25 protein-coding genes are annotated in these 19,813 nt (G+C 41.1%); 14 read left to right on the top strand and 11 right to left on the bottom strand.

Annotated features, from left to right (window positions below; genetic code table 11):
* The first annotated feature begins 24 nt into the window (after positions 1–24).
* The 8 genes from VB715_RS16065 to crtR all read left to right on the top strand — a co-directional run bounded on the left by VB715_RS16065 (position 25) and on the right by crtR (position 5,099).
* Complete coding sequence (locus VB715_RS16065; protein WP_323302230.1) at positions 25–360, top strand: cation:proton antiporter subunit C; 336 nt, start codon at positions 25–27, stop codon at positions 358–360.
* Positions 357–1,793: a cation:proton antiporter gene (locus VB715_RS16060; protein WP_323302223.1), complete on the top strand. Its 1,437-nt coding sequence runs from the start codon at positions 357–359 to the stop codon at positions 1,791–1,793. The genes VB715_RS16065 and VB715_RS16060 overlap by 4 nt, the downstream gene beginning before the upstream one ends.
* The gene (locus tag VB715_RS16055; RefSeq protein ID WP_323302222.1) at positions 1,790–2,179 is read left to right on the top strand and encodes a cation:proton antiporter; all 390 of its coding nucleotides are present in this window, start codon (positions 1,790–1,792) and stop codon (positions 2,177–2,179) included. Before VB715_RS16060 ends, VB715_RS16055 begins: the two co-directional genes overlap by 4 nt.
* Positions 2,176–2,427: a hypothetical protein gene (locus tag VB715_RS16050; RefSeq protein WP_323302221.1), complete on the top strand. Its 252-nt coding sequence runs from the start codon at positions 2,176–2,178 to the stop codon at positions 2,425–2,427. Before VB715_RS16055 ends, VB715_RS16050 begins: the two co-directional genes overlap by 4 nt.
* Positions 2,424–2,702, top strand: a complete 279-nt coding sequence (locus VB715_RS16045) for a monovalent cation/H(+) antiporter subunit G (protein ID WP_323302220.1) — start codon at positions 2,424–2,426, stop codon at positions 2,700–2,702. Before VB715_RS16050 ends, VB715_RS16045 begins: the two co-directional genes overlap by 4 nt.
* The gene (locus VB715_RS16040) at positions 2,695–3,243 is read left to right on the top strand and encodes a DUF4040 domain-containing protein (RefSeq protein ID WP_323302219.1); all 549 of its coding nucleotides are present in this window, start codon (positions 2,695–2,697) and stop codon (positions 3,241–3,243) included. The genes VB715_RS16045 and VB715_RS16040 overlap by 8 nt, the downstream gene beginning before the upstream one ends.
* Positions 3,240–3,902 carry a Na(+)/H(+) antiporter subunit B gene (locus VB715_RS16035; RefSeq protein WP_323302218.1) on the top strand — a complete coding sequence of 221 codons (663 nt, stop codon included), beginning with the start codon at positions 3,240–3,242 and terminating at the stop codon, positions 3,900–3,902. Before VB715_RS16040 ends, VB715_RS16035 begins: the two co-directional genes overlap by 4 nt.
* A gap of 324 nt (positions 3,903–4,226) precedes the next feature.
* Positions 4,227–5,099, top strand: a complete 873-nt coding sequence (gene crtR / locus VB715_RS16030; protein ID WP_323302217.1) for a beta-carotene hydroxylase — start codon at positions 4,227–4,229, stop codon at positions 5,097–5,099.
* 176 nt (positions 5,100–5,275) lie between these two features.
* On the opposite strand, the gene VB715_RS16025 is transcribed toward crtR, so the two are convergent.
* Entirely contained in the window at positions 5,276–5,488 is a 213-nt protein-coding gene (locus VB715_RS16025; protein ID WP_323302216.1) for a DUF2839 domain-containing protein, read from the bottom strand.
* Positions 5,489–5,619: 131 nt separating this feature from the next.
* Here VB715_RS16025 and VB715_RS16020 point away from each other — a divergent pair, with 131 nt between their 5' ends.
* The 5 genes from VB715_RS16020 to uvrC all read left to right on the top strand — a co-directional run bounded on the left by VB715_RS16020 (position 5,620) and on the right by uvrC (position 10,347).
* Complete coding sequence (locus VB715_RS16020) at positions 5,620–5,943, top strand: 2Fe-2S iron-sulfur cluster-binding protein (RefSeq protein WP_323302215.1); 324 nt, start codon at positions 5,620–5,622, stop codon at positions 5,941–5,943.
* A gap of 107 nt (positions 5,944–6,050) precedes the next feature.
* Positions 6,051–6,479, top strand: a complete 429-nt coding sequence (locus VB715_RS16015) for a DUF1824 family protein (RefSeq protein ID WP_323302229.1) — start codon at positions 6,051–6,053, stop codon at positions 6,477–6,479.
* Positions 6,480–6,604: 125 nt separating this feature from the next.
* Positions 6,605–7,699 carry a HAMP domain-containing sensor histidine kinase gene (locus tag VB715_RS16010; protein ID WP_323302214.1) on the top strand — a complete coding sequence of 365 codons (1,095 nt, stop codon included), beginning with the start codon at positions 6,605–6,607 and terminating at the stop codon, positions 7,697–7,699.
* 27 nt (positions 7,700–7,726) lie between these two features.
* Entirely contained in the window at positions 7,727–8,428 is a 702-nt protein-coding gene (locus VB715_RS16005) for a 4'-phosphopantetheinyl transferase family protein (RefSeq protein WP_323302213.1), read from the top strand.
* Between the two features lie 56 nt (positions 8,429–8,484).
* The gene (gene uvrC, locus VB715_RS16000) at positions 8,485–10,347 is read left to right on the top strand and encodes an excinuclease ABC subunit UvrC (protein ID WP_323302212.1); all 1,863 of its coding nucleotides are present in this window, start codon (positions 8,485–8,487) and stop codon (positions 10,345–10,347) included.
* A gap of 35 nt (positions 10,348–10,382) precedes the next feature.
* Here uvrC and VB715_RS15995 read toward each other — a convergent pair whose 3' ends face one another.
* The 3 genes from VB715_RS15995 to lexA form a co-directional block, all read right to left on the bottom strand.
* A complete protein-coding gene (locus tag VB715_RS15995; protein WP_323302211.1) occupies positions 10,383–11,429 on the bottom strand; it encodes an NAD-binding protein in 1,047 nt (348 codons plus the stop codon).
* A 231-nt stretch (positions 11,430–11,660) separates the two neighbouring features.
* Positions 11,661–12,317, bottom strand: a complete 657-nt coding sequence (locus VB715_RS15990; protein WP_323302210.1) for a SnoaL-like polyketide cyclase — start codon at positions 12,315–12,317, stop codon at positions 11,661–11,663.
* Positions 12,318–12,437: 120 nt separating this feature from the next.
* On the bottom strand, positions 12,438–13,040 hold the full coding sequence (gene lexA / locus VB715_RS15985; protein ID WP_323302209.1) for a transcriptional repressor LexA: 603 nt from the start codon (positions 13,038–13,040) through the stop codon (positions 12,438–12,440).
* 146 nt (positions 13,041–13,186) lie between these two features.
* Here lexA and VB715_RS15980 point away from each other — a divergent pair, with 146 nt between their 5' ends.
* Positions 13,187–13,891 (top strand): YdcF family protein, encoded by a 705-nt coding sequence (locus VB715_RS15980; protein ID WP_416336945.1) that lies wholly within the window; start codon positions 13,187–13,189, stop codon positions 13,889–13,891.
* Positions 13,892–13,922: 31 nt separating this feature from the next.
* Here VB715_RS15980 and VB715_RS15975 read toward each other — a convergent pair whose 3' ends face one another.
* From VB715_RS15975 to VB715_RS15945, 7 genes are all read right to left on the bottom strand, one after another.
* Positions 13,923–14,102 (bottom strand): hypothetical protein, encoded by a 180-nt coding sequence (locus VB715_RS15975; protein WP_323302207.1) that lies wholly within the window; start codon positions 14,100–14,102, stop codon positions 13,923–13,925.
* A 187-nt stretch (positions 14,103–14,289) separates the two neighbouring features.
* A complete protein-coding gene (rpsJ, locus tag VB715_RS15970) occupies positions 14,290–14,607 on the bottom strand; it encodes a 30S ribosomal protein S10 (protein WP_007304701.1) in 318 nt (105 codons plus the stop codon).
* Positions 14,608–14,713: 106 nt separating this feature from the next.
* Positions 14,714–15,943: an elongation factor Tu gene (tuf, locus tag VB715_RS15965; protein WP_323302206.1), complete on the bottom strand. Its 1,230-nt coding sequence runs from the start codon at positions 15,941–15,943 to the stop codon at positions 14,714–14,716.
* Between the two features lie 129 nt (positions 15,944–16,072).
* Positions 16,073–18,148, bottom strand: a complete 2,076-nt coding sequence (gene fusA / locus VB715_RS15960) for an elongation factor G (RefSeq protein ID WP_323302205.1) — start codon at positions 18,146–18,148, stop codon at positions 16,073–16,075.
* 135 nt (positions 18,149–18,283) lie between these two features.
* A complete protein-coding gene (gene rpsG / locus VB715_RS15955; RefSeq protein ID WP_323294223.1) occupies positions 18,284–18,754 on the bottom strand; it encodes a 30S ribosomal protein S7 in 471 nt (156 codons plus the stop codon).
* A gap of 183 nt (positions 18,755–18,937) precedes the next feature.
* Complete coding sequence (gene rpsL / locus VB715_RS15950; protein WP_323294224.1) at positions 18,938–19,315, bottom strand: 30S ribosomal protein S12; 378 nt, start codon at positions 19,313–19,315, stop codon at positions 18,938–18,940.
* Between the two features lie 112 nt (positions 19,316–19,427).
* Positions 19,428–19,757, bottom strand: coding sequence for an iron-sulfur cluster assembly accessory protein (locus tag VB715_RS15945; protein ID WP_323302204.1), 330 nt, complete (start codon positions 19,755–19,757; stop codon positions 19,428–19,430).
* Between the last annotated feature and the right edge of the window lie 56 nt (positions 19,758–19,813).

Below are 19,813 nucleotides of genomic sequence, written 5' to 3'. Positions count from 1 at the left end.
CCAATAAACCTTAGCAAAAATACCGTGTTAGAAGCCTTCATATTTGCAACCATATTAATTGGATTTTTTGGCATCGTCTTTAAACAGAATCTTGTCATGAAGATCATCTCAATGGATGTGATGAGTACCGGAGTAATTGCCTATTATGTATTAGTTGCTTCAAGAAAGGGCTTATTTACCCCCATTCTTGGTAATAAAGAAAATATTAATTATGCCGATCCTGTTCCCCAAGCAGTCATTTTAACAGCCATTGTTATTGGCTTTTCTATTCAAGCCTTAATGTTAGTCGGAGTCATGAAATTAGCTAAAAATAATCCTACCTTAGAAAGCAGTGAAATCGAGAAAAATAATACACCATGAACACCCTAACCATTATCTGGATAGCTATTCCCTTATTTATCGGTTTTACTATCTATCTACTTCCTAAAATTGACCGCTATCTTGCTTTAGTCGTCGCCATAGTTTCGGCTGGATATGCCTTACAAATATTTAGTCATACTTCACCTTTAAACTTAAATTTATTAGATAATTTTGCAGTAATTTTAGTTGTCGATCACCTGAGTGGTTTTTTCATTTTAACTAATGCTATTGTCACAGCAGCAGTCATTCTTTACTGTTGGAATCTGGAGAAAACTGCCTTTTTTTATACCCAACTTATCATCTTACATGGCAGTGTTAACTCAGCCTTTATTTGTGCTGATTTTATCAGTTTATATGTTGCCTTAGAAGTGATTGGAATTGCAGCTTTTCTGCTTATTGCCTATCCTCGCAGCGATCGCTCAATTTGGGTAGGGTTGCGTTATCTTTTTGTCAGTAACACCGCCATGCTGTTTTATCTGGTGGGGGCCATTTTAGTCTATCAAGCCCATCATTCCTTTAGTTTTGCGGGACTCAAAGGCTCACCTCCAGAAGCGATCGCCCTCATTTTTTTAGGACTCCTAACCAAAGGCGGAATTTTCGTCTCAGGGTTGTGGCTACCCCTAACCCATTCTGAATCAGAAACACCTGTTTCCGCCATGTTATCAGGAGTTGTGGTCAAAGCAGGGGTATTTCCCCTCGTGCGTTGTGCCTTAATGATCGAAGAAATTGACCCGATCATTCGTCTTTTTGGCGTGGGAACAGCCCTTTTGGGGGTTGGTTATGCCGTCTTTGAAAAAGATAGTAAACGGATGTTAGCCTTTCACACCGTTTCCCAGTTAGGTTTTATCCTCGCTGCGCCAGAAGTGGGGGGCTTTTACGCTTTAACTCACGGGTTAGTCAAATCGGCTTTATTCCTCATTGCCGGGGTTTTGCCCAGTCGCAACTTGAAGGAACTCAAACATCAACCTATTTATACCCCAATTTGGATCGCTCTGGTTATAGCAAGCTTCTCCATTTCTGGTTTTCCCTTATTATCGGGTTTTGGGGCCAAAATATTGACCATGAAAAATATTTTATCTTGGCAAGCGATCGGTATGAATTTAGCAGCTTTTGGAACAGCGATCTCCTTTGCAAAATTCATTTTTTTACCCCATGATTCTCAAACGGGACAAGGAAAGGTTAAACCAGGATTTTGGCCGGCCATGGCCCTGCTTTTAGGTGGGTTAATAATAGCAAATGTGGTCTATTTCCAAGCTTATACTGTTGCTAATACCATTAAACCCCTCGCTACAATTTTCCTGGGATGGCTGGCTTATTTTCTAATTTTTCAACGTTCTATCATCAAGTTTCCCCGTGCGATTGAACAATTTGAGCATCTGATCGGAGGTATGAGTTTAATGTTAATCCTAATCTTTTGGATGGTGTTCCCATGATTGGCTATTTAGACTTAATTTTACGACTTACTATCTGGTTTTTATTAACCGCCGATCTCAGTTTGGCTAATATTATTATTGGGGTCAGTATCGCCTTGCTATTGCCCCGTAAACTAACTTCTCCAGGGCTTTTAAAAGATTGGTTGCGGGCCCTATTTGAAGTCTTGATCGCCATTCCTCAAGCCTATTTTGAAGCCTTTGAAATCATGTTTCGTCCCCATACCGAAGAAGGGGTGACAATGGAACGAGTTAAACCCCAACGAACCTCTGGACTGATTTTTTTAGACATTTTTTTAATTACCTTTACGCCAAAAACCATTGTCTTGAAATATCACCAAGCAGGGTGGTATGAAGTCCATCGCATTCTACCGAGGAAAAAGTCATGAACTGGATATTAATGACCATGATTTTTGCTTTACTTATCCCTATATATGAAGCTTGTCAAGATCAAGATATTTGGCAAAAAATGTTAGCCTTTGCCAGCATTGCGACTAAAACATCGGTGATGATTTTGGTAATTTCTGTCCTACGGGATGATTGGATGATCGGTGTTGTCGGGGTGATCATTCTCAGTGTGGGTAATGCCTCCTTAATGTTATTAGCTCAGATTTTAAAACGGATGAGGAATATATGATTAATCTTGTAAGTTATACTCTAATTAGTTTAGGAATCGTCTTCTGGTTTTGGGGAACTTGGCCCCTGATCGGCGATCGCTCAGTTTTATATAAACTTCATAGTCTTTCTGTGGCCGATACTTTGGGATCAATGAGTATTATGGTGGGATTACTCTTAAAAATCCCCAGTGAATGGCCTTTGCTCGTTTTAGCTCTTATTTCCTTAGCTATTTGGAATACAGTCTTAGGGTATGTCTTAGCTTATTGTTCTAGTAGTGAGGGGAATCATGAGTGATAGTTATCTCTATGTTATAACCGCCCTTTTGCCCTTATCTGCTGCTTTAGTTATCCTACAAGTTAATCCTTACCATGCTTTAGTTATTAGGGGCATTTTAGGGGCAATAGCAGCCTTAATTTATGCTATGTTTGGAGCAGCAGATGTCGCTTTAACAGAAGCTTTAGTCGGGACAATGTTAGCTATTACTCTCTATGGTGTAGCTGTGCGTTCATCTATGGTTATGCGTCTGGGAATGGTGGAAAATGAGGCAACAGAAACCCCTCAAAAGCAACTCATCAACAGTTTGAGAAGCGTCTTGGATAAACATCACCTACGTCTAGAATTAGTTCCCTATGAAGCTCAACAAGACTTAGACCAAGCATTACTTAAAAAAGAAGTTCATGGTATCTGTCAGCTAAACTTAGAAGGCGATCGCAATATCACAGAACAACCCTATCACACCGTTACCAGGGTTCAACGTCTCTATGACATCATTAAACCGGAACTCTCATCAGTGACTCATTTTACCCCCTCAGATACTAAGGAGAAACAGCAATGAAATGGGTTTATCTTCTGGCTGGAATCGCTCTTTATGTCAAAATGCTTGTCATTCCTAATCCTGTCGCGGAGTTACTTGATTTCTCCATTGTAGAGACCATCGTGCAAGATACTGGGGTTCCCAATGCGGTGTCAGGGATTATTTTCAGAAATCGCCTCTATGACACGATTTTCGAGGTAGTTGTGTTTACTATTGCCATTATGGGGGCCCGTTTTTTGTTGGCCAATGAACAACCCTTAACCCTCATTCATCAATTTAATGACCAACCATCGATTGTTTTAGCACGGTTGGGGGCAACTATTGCCGCATTAGTCAGTATTGAATTGGCTATTCGGGGCCATCTTACTCCTGGTGGGGGGTTTGCAGCCGGAGTAGCCGGAGGAACTGCGATCGGACTAATCGCTATTACCTCACCTTCGGAGTGGATGCAAAGAATTTATCAACGTTGGCACGCGGCCACCTGGGAGAAGGTTTCCGTGCTGATTTTTATTGTGTTGGCGGTGATTACTTTGGTGGGATTAGAACTACCCCAAGGAGAATTAGGTACATTGCTTAGTGGTGGGGTCATACCTTTATTAAACATCTTAGTTGCCATCAAAGTAGCCTTGGGATCTTGGGCGGTTATTTTGGTTTTTATTCGTTATCGAGGGTTATTGTAATTGATCTCAAAGCAATTCTAGAAGCCTTTGCCGCAGGTTTCGTTTTAGATAAGTGACATACCCACCTATAATATCGGGGGACTTCTCGCGGAAGAAAGTTAAAATACTCAGGCTGTACTGATATTCCGACAAAAACCTAGGCTATCTTGGATCGACAGTCTTATTTGCTCAAGGAATGAACCATGGCCCAACCTTGATAATTGGTAATTTATACCCCATCTTTACATAAGATGAGATAATGTTACAAATCTTTATTAAAAGTCTGTTATCCTGTAAACTACTCAAAGATCAATGATAATGTCGCTAAAGGAGCAAGAAACCCCTATGCAGTCGGCCGATACGCTGCAAACAGTCCCCAAAGAGTTTCTCAAAGCCCCAGGGGGGTTTAATCCCAATGTAGTAATGTTTTTTACTGCCTTGTCCCTCATTGGTTTATCAACTTGCGGCTATTGGTTATGGGGATGGCCGAGTTGGATATGTTTCACTTCTAATGTTCTGGCCCTCCATCTGTCGGGTACAGTGATTCATGATGCCTCTCATAATGCTGGTCATCGAAATCGCATTATTAATGCCATTTTGGGTCATGGTAGCGCGTTAATGTTGGGTTTTGCCTTTCCTGTGTTTACAAGGGTACATTTACAACACCATGCCCATGTTAATGATCCTGATAATGATCCGGATCATTTTGTTTCAACAGGGGGGCCATTGTGGTTAATTGCCGCCCGTTTTTTTTACCATGAAATCTTCTTTTTTAAGCGTAGTTTGTGGAAAAAATACGAATTATTGGAGTGGTTTTTGAGTAGATTATTTTTGTTTACAGTTGTGTTTCTTGCCATTCATTATGGATTTATTGGTTATGTCATGAATTTTTGGTTTGTTCCCGCCTTAGTTGTCGGGGTTGCCTTAGGGTTATTCTTTGATTATTTACCCCATCGTCCCTTTCAGGAGCGTGATCGTTGGAAAAACGCTAGAGTTTATCCTAGTGCGGTGTTAAACCTCATAATTTTTGGGCAAAATTATCATTTAATTCATCATCTTTGGCCGTCGATTCCTTGGTATAAATATAAACCTGCTTATCATGCAACTAAACCCTTATTAGATGCCAAAGGATGCGAGCAATCTTTAGGATTATTAGAAGGAAAAAATCTCTGGAACTTCCTCTATGATGTCTTTTTAGGGATTCGTTTTCATCATTAAAATGAAAAATTTAAGAACAGTACATTTTGGGCGCAGTTTCCCTGCGCCCCTACATTGGGAAAATGGTACCGTGTGTAGGGGCTTAACGCGTAAGCCCTGATTGGACTATTAAAAAATATAGGGTCAAACCCTTAAGGGTTAAGCTATACTTTAATATTCACAAGCATTATTCTTGATTATTGAACTTCCCACCAACCGAAAAGAGGGCCAATAAGACGCACCGTTACCCAAAGTGCGACCATCACCCCAATACCAATCCAAGCACCCCGCGTTGTCCATTGGTAGAAGGCATCCCCTTGACGTTTCGTAATCGGAACCCATGACAAAATGCGTTCCTCTTGACCATACTGTTCGCCTAAAGCTGTTTTACGACGTTTTGCTTCACCCATCAGTCATGCCATAACTCATCTCTTTTGATGATAACCTTTTCAGGAGAAATATTAAAAACCTTAGCAGATTAGTTCGATGATACCCTTTCTCGTCGTAGCATAAATAATAAGGGATAGTTTTTGGGGCAGCGATGGCAGTTTATCAAGTTCGGTTAATCAATCCCATTACTCAGAGCGATCGCATCCTAGAAGTGCCTGACGATCAGTACATATTAGATCTGGCTGAAATGGCGGGAATGCGCTTACCATCAGGATGTCTTCAAGGAGAATGTTCTGTTTGTCTGGCCAAACTGATTGAAGGAACAATCGATCAAAGTGAGCAAACATTTCTTAATTCAGATGAAATTCAGGCAGGTTATACAGTGACTTGTGTTGCCTATCCACGCTCAGATTGTGTCTTAGAAACCCATCAAGAATCTATCCTCTATAACAATGCCTTATATTTGCATTTTTAGGCATCTAATTCATGGTAAAGCAGGGTATAAATCCACCCATAATTAGGGATTCAAACCTGTTAAAATCACCTATTTTTGTTACTGTTAACTTACTTACTCCTAATATGATGACTCAACCTAATACGACTTTAACTGTTGAAGAAGCCCAAAAACTTTTGGCAGATTATAGCTGTCTCCAAGTTAAGATTGTTGACTTTTACTCCGAGCAAGAAAAATTGCGTCAAGCGATTCGATTAGTATCAAGTCTTTGCGATACCCAAAATATAGGCATTTGCGCTGATAATTCTCAAGAAGGCTTTAAATCTCTGAAAAGTTATCTTAAAGCTTTGGGTTATTCTGATGAATTAGAAATAAAAACTTCTATCCCCAAACAAACGCCAATTTATATCAAATTTAATACGGAGAAAATGTCTTATTATGTTGATTCTTATACAGGAAGTTATCGTGGTGTTTTGCTTTCTTGTCAATGTGAAAACCATACTTTAGTGGGAACCTATGGTCATTTTCCCTTGAATTTATTTTGCTCAGTATCATAGTTTGAATAGAGGTAAGATAGTAGTTGGGTTGAGGAACGAAACCCAACATTCACCTTTATCTTAACAAGATCGAGATATAATAAACGGTAATTGAGATAAATAATCAAATTTCTTTTACTTCATCAATGGCAAAACTTAGTCTAGGAACTCGCTTATTTTTATCCCATTTATTAGTTATGTTTGTAGGATTAGGGAGTTTTATTTGTATTGCTAAAATTTCCTCTCCTCGAATGTTTGTCGTGCGATTAGAACAACTCGAACAGCGAGGATTTTTTACCGTTCGTTCAGCGAGAACTTATTTAGTAAAAGGCTTTGAAACAGCCTGGGACAATAGTGCTGTTTGGTCAGTAATTTTTGGGGTAAGTGCGTCAGGAGGACTCAGTTATTGGGCTTGTCGCCGTATCATGAAACCCCTAAATCAGATGAAAGAGATTACCCAAAAATTAGCAGAAGGTCATTTAGAGGAACGAATGCCAGAAAGTGAAATTCCTGAATGGAATCAGTTAGGAAATAGCTTTAATCTTATGGCAAGTAGTTTAGAAGATGTGGAAAAAAGACGGCGAGAATTAATTAGTGATATGACCCATGAATTACGCACACCTTTAACTGTTGTGAGAGGATATTTAGAAGAATTAGCCAACGGAAAGGTAGAATCTTCTCCTGAACTTTATGTCCGTCTTATTCAAGAAACTCGACGCTTAGAAAGATTAATTCATGATCTCCAAGAACTTTCTAAAGCAGAAGCTGGGTATTTGTCCATTAGTTTACATCCAATTTCTTTGTTTCCCTTGTTAACTTCATTGGTAGAGAAATTTGCCGATCAACTAATGGATGATGGCCCGACAATTGAGTTACAATGTCCCCCAGAATTACCGCCAGTTTTAGCCGATAATGATCGCACAGAACAAATTTTAGTCAATTTATTAGGTAATGCTATTCGTTATACAGAAACAGGAACTATTACAGTAAAAGCTTGGCGAGATAAATCTAAAATTTGGGTCGCTATTATTGATACAGGAATTGGTATTAACCCTGAAGATTTACCCTATGTTTTTGAACGGTTTTGGCGGGCAGATAAATCTCGATCTCGTTATTCTGGGGGGACAGGAATTGGCCTGGCAATTACCCGTCGTCTGGTAGAATTACAAGGGGGGGTAATTGAAGTAGAAAGCGAAGTCGGAAAAGGCAGTTGTTTTCGTTTTTCTTTGCCCGTTATTTAATAAGTTTAATCATTTTAAAAATTGTTTATGTGGTCTTTTCCAACTAAATCTATTACCCTGAATAAGATTGATGTTCATCTTTGGTGCATGAATCTGGATTTATCTAAAGAGCAAGTTGACCAACGCTTTCAAATTCTCAATGATCAAGAACAAATTAAGGCGCAAAGGTTTCGATTTGAGCAACATCAAAGACGGTTTATTGTTGCTAGAAGTACCCTAAAAAATATTTTAAGTCATTATTTACAGATTCCCCCTGTTCAGATTACTTTTGAATATAGTTATTTAGGTAAACCAAAACTAAGTGATGAGATAAATTCTCGGCAATTGGAGTTTAATTTGTCTCACTCCCAAGAATTAGCAATTTATGGAATTACTTGTGATCGTCTCATTGGAGTTGATGTAGAATATATAAGACCGATGTCTGATGCTGAACAACTAGCTAAACGTTTTTTTTGCCCTCAAGAAGCTGAGAAAATTAAGACTCTTTCTCCTCCCGATAAAGATCAAGCATTCTTTCAATTATGGACGGCAAAAGAAGCCTATTTAAAAGCTACAGGGGAGGGAATTAGCGGAGGTTTAGATAAAGTAGAAATTTCCCTTGATTCTCCGCTACAATTGATTAACCTACCTCATTGGCAATTATTGTCTTTTGTTCCCCAAATTGATTATTTAGCTGCGATAGTTGTTCCAGGAAACCTGGGAAATGTTAGTTATTGGAAAGCTGACTAATTGACTAAGTAACAAGTAATAAATAAAAATTAATAATTAAATGCTTTAAAAATCTTATGATATCATCACCCATTTCTAATAGTTTAGAACACCGTTTAAAGACCCTTCCTTCTGAACCTGGTGTCTATTTAATGCGAGATCATCGAGGGGAAATTCTCTATATTGGGAAGTCAAAAAAATTGCGATCGCGGGTTCGTTCTTATTTCCAAAATGGTCAACCTCACAGCCCTCGTATTGCCTTAATGGTGCAACAAATAGCAGATATTGAGTTTATTGTAACCGATACAGAAGCAGAAGCCTTAGCCTTAGAAGCAAACCTAATTAAACAACATCAACCCTACTTTAATGTTCTCCTAAAAGATGATAAAAAATATCCCTATGTTTGTATTACTTGGTCTGAAGATTATCCAAGAATATTTATTACCCGTAAACGACGCTTAAATAATCAACGCGATCGCTATTATGGCCCCTATGTTGATACTCATCATCTTCGTTCCACTTTACACCTCGTTAAACGCATTTTTCCCTTACGTCAGCGTCCCCGTCCCCTATTTAAAGATCGCCCCTGTTTAAACTATGATATTGGTCGTTGTCCAGGGGTTTGTCAAAGTTTAATTACCCCTACTGATTACCATAAAATTGTGGAAAAAGTGGCCATGGTTTTCCAAGGACGTACAGAAGAATTACTCGCTAAACTCCAAGAACAAATGGAAAAAGCGGCAACTGCCCTAAATTTTGAACAAGCAGCCCAAATTCGAGATCAAATTAAAGCCCTCAATGTCCTAGGAATGGACCAAAAAGTCGCTTTACCCGATGATACTGTGTCACGAGATGCGATCGCTTTAGCCGCAGATGAGCAATACACTTGTATTCAATTGTTTCAAATTCGGGCGGGTCGTTTAGTGGGAAGATTAGGTTTTTTTGCTGATACCGAGTCAGGTACTCCAGGCAATATTTTACAACGGGTTTTAGAAGAACATTATTGGCAAGTTGATCAGGTGGAAATTCCCAGTGAAATTTTGGTTCAATATGAGTTACCAGAAACAGAAATTCTGGCCCAATGGTTGAGTGAAAAAAAAGGCCGGAAAGTTAATTTTATTGTTCCTCAACGACAACAAAAAGCCGAGTTAATTAGTTTAGTTGAAAGGAATGCAAGTTATGAATTAGCCAAAACACAACGTCATGTACAACAGAATTTATTATCCTTAGAAGATCTTACACAATTATTAGATTTACCCGACTTACCCCGTCGCATTGAAGGATATGATATTTCCCATATTCAAGGATCAAATGCTGTGGCTTCTCAAGTAGTTTTTATTGATGGGGTTCCGGCGAAACAATCCTATCGTCATTATAAGATAAAAAATCCTACTGTTACGATTGGTCATTCTGATGATTTTGCCTGTCTTGCTGAAGTAATTGGTCGCCGTTTTCGTTCCTATCAAAATAAAACAGAGGAAGAATTATTAAAGTTAGCAGATTATCCCGATTTAATTATGATTGATGGAGGAAAAGGACAACTTTCTTCTGTAATTAAAGTTTTACAAGATCTGAAGCTTTTTCCGTTTTTAAATGTGATTAGTTTAGCCAAACAACGAGAAGAAATCTTTTTACCTGGAGAGTCTCAGCCATTATTAACTGAACCGGAACAACCAGGGGTACAATTATTAAGGAGAGTTAGGGATGAAGCCCATCGTTTTGCGGTTAGTTTTCACCGTCAACAACGGTTACAAAAAAGTAGGCGATCTCGCTTAGATGAGATTCCTAATTTGGGATTTCAACGACAGAAAGAATTATTAGCACATTTCCATTCTCTTGATTATATTCGAGAGGCTTCTATTGAACAATTACAAAACGTATCAGGGATTGGCCCCGCTTTAGCAAGAGATATTTATCATTACTTTCATCCTGAAGCTTAAGGATCTTTCTCAATAGAATACTTTTTCAGCAAGCCCTACATAGGTTGATTATAAGCCATGACAATGAGTGAATCTTCTGCTGCAAGTCTCTGAAAATGACTTTGTTTTGGATTCAGTAGGATCTCTCCATTTCCTCGTTTAATACCAATTAGAATCAAGGGATTTTCTTCCTGAGATCCAAGATCATTACTAATCCATGTACTCAGTTCTGTAAACGTTTTACCCAGTAAATATCCTGGATACTGCTCTGGGGTAATATAATAAAACTCATTGGAGCAATCTGAATAAGTTAGTAGTTGCTGATAGACCATAGACATATTTTTGAATACAGCACTTTGAGCAATAATTCCTGAACTGTAATCTCGCGCGGAAATTACTTCATCAACACCCGCTTCTTTCAGATGTCGCCGACGGTCTAAATTGACCAACTCCCCAATGACGTGAATATCTTTTTGTCGGTTAGGGATTTGTTCGAGATGTTTAATCGCCAAGGCAATTAGAGTGTTTTTTTCATCGGGACCTTCAGTTTCTTCATCGGCTAAAAGAATGATGGCTTTAGCTTGAGAAGCTTGAAACTTTTCTAAGGTAACATGATGGGTAGGATCTGCTTGAATAAAATAGACATTCCTCTGACTTTCTAAATCATCAAGGTCTTCGATAACTGATGCAGAAATGATCACAATGTCTCTTAGGTGATGCTTATTAGCCTCAAGCAACTGATGGATAATTGTCGGAGCTTTGTTATTCCAGTTACAGATAATGATATGGTCGTTAAAATTCTTCACAACTTTCTCCTGTGAAAGAGCATGAGCGACAAATAATGAGGAAATCTTGCCGACAATGGTTCCAAAAGCCAAGGTTCCAAAAACTAAGAGAAACAATTGTATAACTCTTCCCGTAATTGTTGTCGGTTTCTCTGGATATTCCCCCATTAGGGTGATAATGGCATTCTCTACAACCTCCCAAGCGGCTGCTTTTGACATAAATCCATTTTCACTCCACAATAGTAGGGTAATTAGACTAGCAATTAAGGCGAAAATTGCCATCACAATCGGCAAAAATTTTAAATAAACACTTTGCATCGAAGACAAGACATAAGGAAGTACATACTTAATTTAACGGTTCTTTTTGCTGATCAACGTGAGTTCGGCGAAACTGGGTTATGGTAGAGTTTAGGAGCCAGGAGTCAGAATAGTTAATATAAAAGGAAATTATGGAATTTAAGGAGCAATAATCAAATCAAGCTCTCGTATTCTTTGACTTAATTCTTTATATTTCTCCTGGCACGGTGACTTCTGACTCTAGCTCATACATTAATGAAAAGGACAACCAGAGGTTAATTTGTGGAGAAAAGAACTATTATCAAAATAATGCTCAACGGACAGAATTTTTAAGTCATCAGTTACTTTTACGACACTTAAACCGACAATTTCAATAGTTTCTCCCGTCGGTTGATGCTCTTTATAAGGGCCGCTAAATGTTCCCCAATGTCGCCATTTAAACGTTACATTGGGAGGGCCGGATACTACTTCTACTAATTCCCAAAGGAACCCATTAGGAAAGGCATTATGAAACAATTCAAAAGAAGATTTAAAACTCTCTTCTTTGGGATCATAGGCTTTTGTTTTATCGATGAAAAGATTATAAGTCCCTTGATCAATAACATCTTGAGCCGTATAAATTGGGCCCCCATTACTACTCATTTGAAACTTATCAACAACAATAGATAACCACTGTTGAGGGTTCAACTTATGGGAAGCTTCCATCTCAAAAGTTCTGACTAAATTTTGGGCGATCGCTTCTAAAGACCCCAAGGGATGATTATATTGACTTTCTTTCTGCAAAAATTGGTCAGTATGGGAATAGTCAGGACGTTTCCCTTCCCGCCATTCTACCCCTTCATCGTGAGCCAAAACTGTATTGCGATCTTGTACCCAAAGAGGCAATTCAGCACCGTTATCTTTACTCATTTAACTTTTTCCGTGGCGAGTCTATTACAAGTTTATTATAAAAAAAAAACAGGGCAATCAATTATAATAACCCTGAAATTTTCCTTAAGTTTTCATCAGTTACTAACCCAATAAGAAGCCTTAATACCCTCGCCAAACTCCCACTAATATTCCTTGTACTTCAACTTGATTACTCTTAACTTCAATGGGTTGATACTTGAGGTTAGACGGTTTGAGAATTACCACTTCACCCTCTTGATAAAATCGTTTTAAGGTGGTTCCATAACCGTCCACTCTAGCTGCCACAATTTCCCCATTTTTTAAGGTTTCATCCGCAGCGAGAGAACGCATAATGGCTAAATCTCCTTCCGTAATAAGATCGTCAATCATGCTATCTCCTGTCACCCGCAAGCCATAATAATTATCGGGTTGCAATAGATGAGATAAGTCTAATTTGTCTTGTTCATCTGTAAAAGGCTCGACTAAACCCCCAGCAGCAATCGCGCCTAAAATGGGAATTCCTTTGGGTTTAGCGTGCAGAATTCGCAGGGTGCGGGCTTTTCCTTCTGTCCAATCAATATAGCCTTTATTTCTCAGTCTTTCTAAACGACTTTGTACCGGGGCCGGCGATCGCAAATTCATGGCTTTCATCATTTGACGAATGGACGGGGCGTGTTGCTTTTCGTTAATATATTGAACAAGCCAGTCATATAATTCTTTTTGAGCAGGTGTTAAAGCTTCCATCACAATTCCCAATCTTCAGAACATAGGTACTATGATAAACCTTTTTGATCCGATTGATGCAAATATTAATAATTAAGCTTTGTCGTCAGTTAAAGTTTTATCTAGAATTATAAGCTAATAATTAATCTAGAGGATATTGGAAGAGTGTGACTAAATTAAAACTTGATTTAAAAAGCCGCCTTGTAAAAAAGAAACGTAAAAGAACATTTAATCGGCTGTTGACACTAATCTTTTTTGCTGCTGTCGGATTTATCGTCAGTAGTTTAGTATACAATGTTGGCGTAAGATTACCCCTCAATTCCCATCAACCCGTCGATGGAATTTTAGTGTTAGGGGGCAGTATTCGACGAGAAATCTATGCCGCCCAATTAGCCAGCCAAGATCCTGACATTCCCATTATCATCTCTCAAGGCTCAAAAGCTCCTTGTGTTAAGCTTATTTTCGAGAGAGAACAAGCCTCCATGGAGCAAGTCTTGCTTGAACAGTGCGCCCATTCGACCTTTGATAATTTTTTCTTTTGTGTTCCCCTGCTGCATCAGCGAGGCTTTAATAAAGTTAAACTCATCACGTCCCCAAGCCATCTTCCCAGAGCTAAATGGCTGGCACAAATTCAGTTAGGGGCGAAAGGGATCGCCGTTGAAGTGGATACGGTTAAGGAAATTGGCGTACCTGGCAACAATGAATCGAGCTTAAAAACCTTCCTTGATGTCACCCGCAGTTTAATCTGGGCTGTCTTTAGCCAAATCATACAACCTCCCTGTTTAAACGTTACACCCCTTAGGGAAGTCAACCTCTCAGATTGGTATGCCCAAGGATTTGATTGTGAACGTCAGGGAGGTATTGCTCGGTAGAGTTATTTAGTAATAGTTTTCTTTTGATTAGTTATGATGTCGTTTGCCAGTCCGAACGAGCAACTACATTCCCCCAATCTTCCCAAATTTCACTAATAATTTCTAATTCCTTGAGGCTTAATGCTCTAGCTGCCTGTTCCGCTTTTTGCTGAGATACTCCGGCTTTAACCAGTTGTTGTTGATAAGACTGCTGAAGTTGATCGCAGGTCATGGCTTTTTCCTCTAAACAGTTAAGTAAGATTTAGTTGCTTATGACTGCCAGTGTAAGGGATAGATGTTAGCGATCGTGTATAACTTGTTCACTTTTGCCAAAAATAACAATTGAAGAAGGCAGGATACAGGCTTCGTTCGTGAGATCAGCCCCAACCCCTAACCCCAAAACCTACCCCCTTGTCTTGTTATAGCTTCACTTCAATCTCAACCCCAGCCGGTAAATCCAATTTCATCAAAGCATCAATGGTTTTAGAAGAAGGCTGATAAATATCGATAATGCGACGGTGAGTCCGAGTTTCAAAATGTTCCCGTGAATCTTTGTCAACGTGAGGCGATCGCAACACACAATAAATCCGGCGTTTAGTGGGCAGGGGGATGGGGCCAATGGCTGTGGCATCAGTGCGGTTAGCAGTATCGACAATTTTCTCACAGGAAGTATCCAGTAAGCGACGATCAAAGGCTTTTAAACGAATGCGAATTTTTTGTTGAGCAAGGGTAGCCATAATGTTTAATTGTCCAGGTTCAGTAATGATGTCAAAGTATCTTGAGAGAAAACGAGTGACCAGCTGGGGTTCCCCTTAACTGGTCACTGTTCATTGTCTGGTTGTCCTACTTAAGAATTTTGGAAACCACGCCCGCACCAATGGTACGGCCGCCTTCCCGAATGGCAAAGCGCATTCCTTGTTCAATGGCGATGGCATTAATCAACTCTACCGTCATTTTAATCCGGTCGCCGGGCATCACCATTTCTACTGCATCCCCTTCGTCAGAGGTGTAATCTTGAATGATTCCCGTCACATCAGTTGTCCGTACATAGAACTGAGGACGATAGTTCTTAAAGAAAGGCGTATGACGGCCACCTTCTTCTTTGGTTAGGACGTAGACTTCCCCTTCAAAGGTTGTATGAGGGGTGATTGAACCAGGTTTAGCAATTACCATGCCCCGTTCAATATCTTCTTTTTTAACCCCCCGTAGCAGCAAGCCTACGTTGTCTCCTGCGAGTCCTTCTTCAAGCTGTTTTTGGAACATTTCTACCCCAGTCACCGTTGTGCTGCTGGTTTTGCGGATTCCTACGATTTCAACGGTTTCACCCACTTTAACTTTGCCCCGTTCAATCCGTCCGGTAGCCACAGTTCCCCGACCAGAGATAGAGAACACATCCTCTACTGCCATCAAGAAGGGTTTATCAATTTCCCGTTCAGGAGTAGGAATATACTCATCAACGGCTGCCATGAGGTCTAAGATTTTCTGAGTCCACTCATTGCCCCCGTTAGCCAGTTTGGGATCATCTTTAAGGGTTTCTACTGCTTGCAGAGCAGAACCGGCCACAATGGGAATGTCATCTCCAGGAAAACCGTACTCACTGAGCAGTTCCCGAACTTCAAGTTCTACGAGTTCTAAGAGTTCTTCATCATCAACCATATCTTTCTTGTTGAGGAAGACCACTAGACTAGGAACCCCTACCTGTTTCGCTAACAGAATGTGTTCACGGGTTTGGGGCATGGGGCCATCCGCTGCGGATACCACTAAGATGCCACCGTCCATTTGAGCGGCTCCAGTGATCATGTTTTTCACATAGTCAGCGTGGCCAGGACAATCTACGTGGGCATAGTGACGATCTTTTGTTTCATATTCTACGTGGGCGGTATTGATGGTGATCCCCCGTGCCTTTTCTTCGGGAGCCGCATCAATATCTTCGTAGTTACGAGCTTTGGCTTGACCCGTAGCAGCCAAGGTCATGGTAATTGCTGCTGTTAGGGTTGTTTTACCATGGTCAACGTGACCGATAGTTCCGATGTTAACGTGAGGTTTAGTCCGTTCAAATTTTGCGCGTGCCATGAATCAACTGTTCCTTTTTTTGTCTTCTTTTTCTAGACAGTAATCTGTGTCAGTCATCAGTTACCAATAGTTAATTATCCACTATGAATGGCTTACTGTTCACTGAATAACTGTTCACGGTTCACTGTTTTATGCGTTCCCTTTGTTTTTAGCGATTATCGCCTCAGCGACATTGCGAGGGACTTCTGCGTAATGGCTAAATTCCATTGAGAAGATCCCCCGGCCTTGGGTTTTTGACCGGATATCGGTCGCGTAACCAAACATTTCTGCGAGAGGAACGTTTGCAGAAACTGTGGCCAGTCCGTCTTCGGAGTTCATCCCTTCGATTTGACCCCGACGAGCGTTAAGATCTCCCATCACATCTCCTAAGAAATCTTCTGGGACTTCGACCTCAACTTTCATCATGGGTTCTAGGATGACTGGCGAAGCTTTGTTAACCGCATTGCGAATGGCCATTGACCCCGCAATTTTAAAGGCCATTTCTGATGAGTCAACATCGTGGAAAGAACCATCGACCAAAGTTGCCTTGAGATCGATCATAGGATAACCTGCCACAATGCCCGATTCACAGGCCTCTTTCATCCCTTGTTCAGCGGGGGCAATGTATTCTTTAGGAATGACACCCCCGACAATTTTGGAGACGAACTCAAACCCGCTGCCAGGTTCTCCAGGGTCTAAGTGAATCACCACGTGACCATATTGACCCTTACCACCACTCTGACGAATATACTTCCCTTCCGCATCAGAGGACTGGCGAATGGTTTCACGGTAGGCGACTTGGGGTTGACCGACGGTTGCTTCGACTTTATATTCTCGCAACATCCGATCTACCAAGATTTCCAGGTGAAGTTCTCCCATCCCGGCGATTACGGTTTGGTTGGTTTCGGGGTCAATACTGACGCGGAAGGTGGGATCTTCATCAGCCAAGGCCTGTAAGGCTTTGGAGAGTTTTTCCATATCCTGTTTGGTTTTGGGTTCTACGGCCACAGAAATAACAGGTTCGGGGACGTAGAGGGATTCCAAAATAATAGGATGGTCTTCATCGCACAGGGTATCCCCAGTGGTGGTATTTTTGAGGCCAATGGCGGCCCCTAAGTCTCCCGCCCGCAATTCATCAACTTCAATACGATCATTGGATTTGAGAATGATCAGACGGGAAACTCTTTCTTTCTGCTCTTTGATGGAATTGTAGACATAACTGCCTTTTTCCAAAACCCCTGAATAAACCCGCATAAAGGTTAATCGCCCATAGGGATCAGCGGCAATTTTAAAGGCCAGGGCGGCAAATGGCTCATCATCGGAGGCATGGCGACTGTCTTCTTCTCCGTTGGGCAGCAGTCCCTTGATGGCGGGAACATCTAAGGGGGAGGGCAAATAATCTACCACCGCATCAAGCAGCAGTTGTACTCCCTTATTTTTAAAGGCAGAGCCGCACAATAGGGGGACAATGGAGCGATCTAGGGTTCCTTTGCGTAAGCCCCGCTTGATTTCTGCTTCCGTTAATTCTTCCCCTTCTAGATACTTCTCCAGTAGGCTTTCATCGCTTTCAGCAACGGCTTCAATGAGTTGGCTGCGATATTCTTGAGCTTGTTCTAAGAGTTCGGCTGGGATCTCAGTATCTTCAATATTTTGACCTAAATCATCTTGATAAATTTTGGCTCGCATCCGCACTAAATCCACAATGCCATGGAATTCCGTTTCACTACCGATGGGAATTTGAATAGGAACCGCCTTGGTTCTCAGTCGCTCCTGAATCTGCTGATAAACTTTGAAAAAGTTGGCTCCCGTGCGATCCATCTTGTTGACAAAGGCAATTCGTGGAACTTGATAGCGATCGGCTTGCCGCCATACCGTTTCTGATTGAGGCTGGACACCTCCCACTGAACAAAAAACAGCAATTACCCCATCTAAAACCCGCATAGAACGTTCAACTTCGATGGTAAAGTCGACGTGACCAGGGGTATCAATGATGTTTACTCGATGATCCAACCAACTGGTGGTAATGGCAGCCGCAGTAATGGTGATACCCCGCTCCTGTTCTTGGGCCATCCAGTCCATAGTCGCTGTACCTTCATGGACTTCACCGAGCTTATGAGCAATTCCTGTGTAGAAGAGGATTCGTTCTGTTGTTGTTGTCTTGCCCGCGTCTATATGGGCAGCAATGCCAATATTTCGCACCCTCTCCAGCGGGATATTACGTGCCACAGCTACCTCCTTTGTTTTGCCTCGCTGATTTTCTTATCTTGATTCAGTCTATGGGTTTACACTATTTACAATTCTATACTTTATCTTTGGGAAAATTGGGCTATGGTTCACATCCCTCCAGGAATTGCCTTTTTCCTAGTAGCGATAGTGAGCAAAGGCTTTGTTCGCTTCTGCCATACGATGGGTTTCATCCCGCTTTTTCATAGCGGCACCTGTCTCATTGGCGGCATCCATAATTTCGTTGGCTAATTTACTGGCCATAGTACGACCGCCCCGTATACGAGAATAGCGGATCAGCCAACGTAAAGCCAGAGTAGTTCCTCTTGTCGAACGGACTTCCATGGGAACTTGATAGGTTGCACCACCCACACGACGGGCTTTTACTTCGACTAAGGGGGTGAGATTTTTGATGGCCTTTTCAAACACTTCTAGGGGATCGCTGCCTGTCCGTTCTCCGATAGTGGTCATGGCATCATACATAATACCCGACGCTACCGATTTTTTGCCGCTTTTCATGACTCGACGAATGGTCATGCTAACTAAACAGCTATTGTAGACGGGATCGGGGGGAACGGGGCGTTTTTTGATGTTTCCTCGACGAGACATGGTGGCTCTTTCCTGATAAATTTAAAGATAGTTTTACGCTTCTCCCTGATAACGCTTGGGGGCCGATGGGAGATTCTGTTTAGATTTGTCTAGTTTCTCTTGGTTTTCCCGTCCTTAACTTTGGCAACTATCCGATAAGGATGGTTAAGGGCAGAAAAGAATAATGAAACTATCGACGAAGCTTTAGGCTTTTTTGGGACGCTTTGTTCCATATTTAGAACGTCCTTGTTTGCGATCTTTCACCCCTTGGGCATCTAAGGTACCGCGAATGATATGATAACGGACACCAGGTAAATCTTTCACCCGTCCGCCACGAATCAAAACAACGGAGTGTTCTTGTAGGTTATGACCAATGCCGGGAATGTAGGCTGTGACTTCAAACCCTGATGTTAAACGCACCCTGGCAACTTTTCTCAGGGCTGAGTTGGGTTTTTTCGGTGTGGTGGTATAAACCCGCGTGCAAACTCCCCGACGTTGAGGACATTGCTTGAGGGCGGGAGATTTGGTTTTCTTTTTGGCTTTTGAGCGTTCGCTCCGAATCAGTTGTTGAATAGTGGGCATAGTTGGTTTGTATACAGGAAGGGCAAGAAAGACCCCCTATCATCCGTAAAATCGTTGACAAATTACCATACTACCGATATATGGTATGCTCTGTCAACTCTTTAATTTATATTTAAACTTTTTGGCTGAAGGAAAGGCCGCAACGACAGGTAGCTTGGGCGTTGGGGTTATGGAAACGAAACCCCCCTCCCATCAGATCTTCGGCGTAGTCTAGGCGCAAGTTTTCCAGGTAGGGAAGGCTTTTTGACTCGATAATTAAGGAAACTCCTTCGAGATCATAGGGTTGTTCCCCATTGGGTATGGTTTCACATAACTCTAGGGCATAGTATAAGCCAGAACACCCTCCTTGAGCGATCGCCAGTCGGAAATAGCTTTCTGGTTGTTGACGGCTTTTTTGTATTCGTTTAATTTCTTTAACAGCGGCGGGTGTAAGTTCAATCATAACTTTATATTTTTTCAGCTAAAGTTTTCTCACCATAAGATACTTCTTTATCTAGT

The organism is Crocosphaera sp. UHCC 0190 (assembly GCF_034932065.1).
Taxonomy (GTDB): domain Bacteria; phylum Cyanobacteriota; class Cyanobacteriia; order Cyanobacteriales; family Microcystaceae; genus UHCC-0190.
Note: the sequence above shows the minus strand (reverse complement) of the source record. Positions and strands in the feature narration are given on the sequence as shown.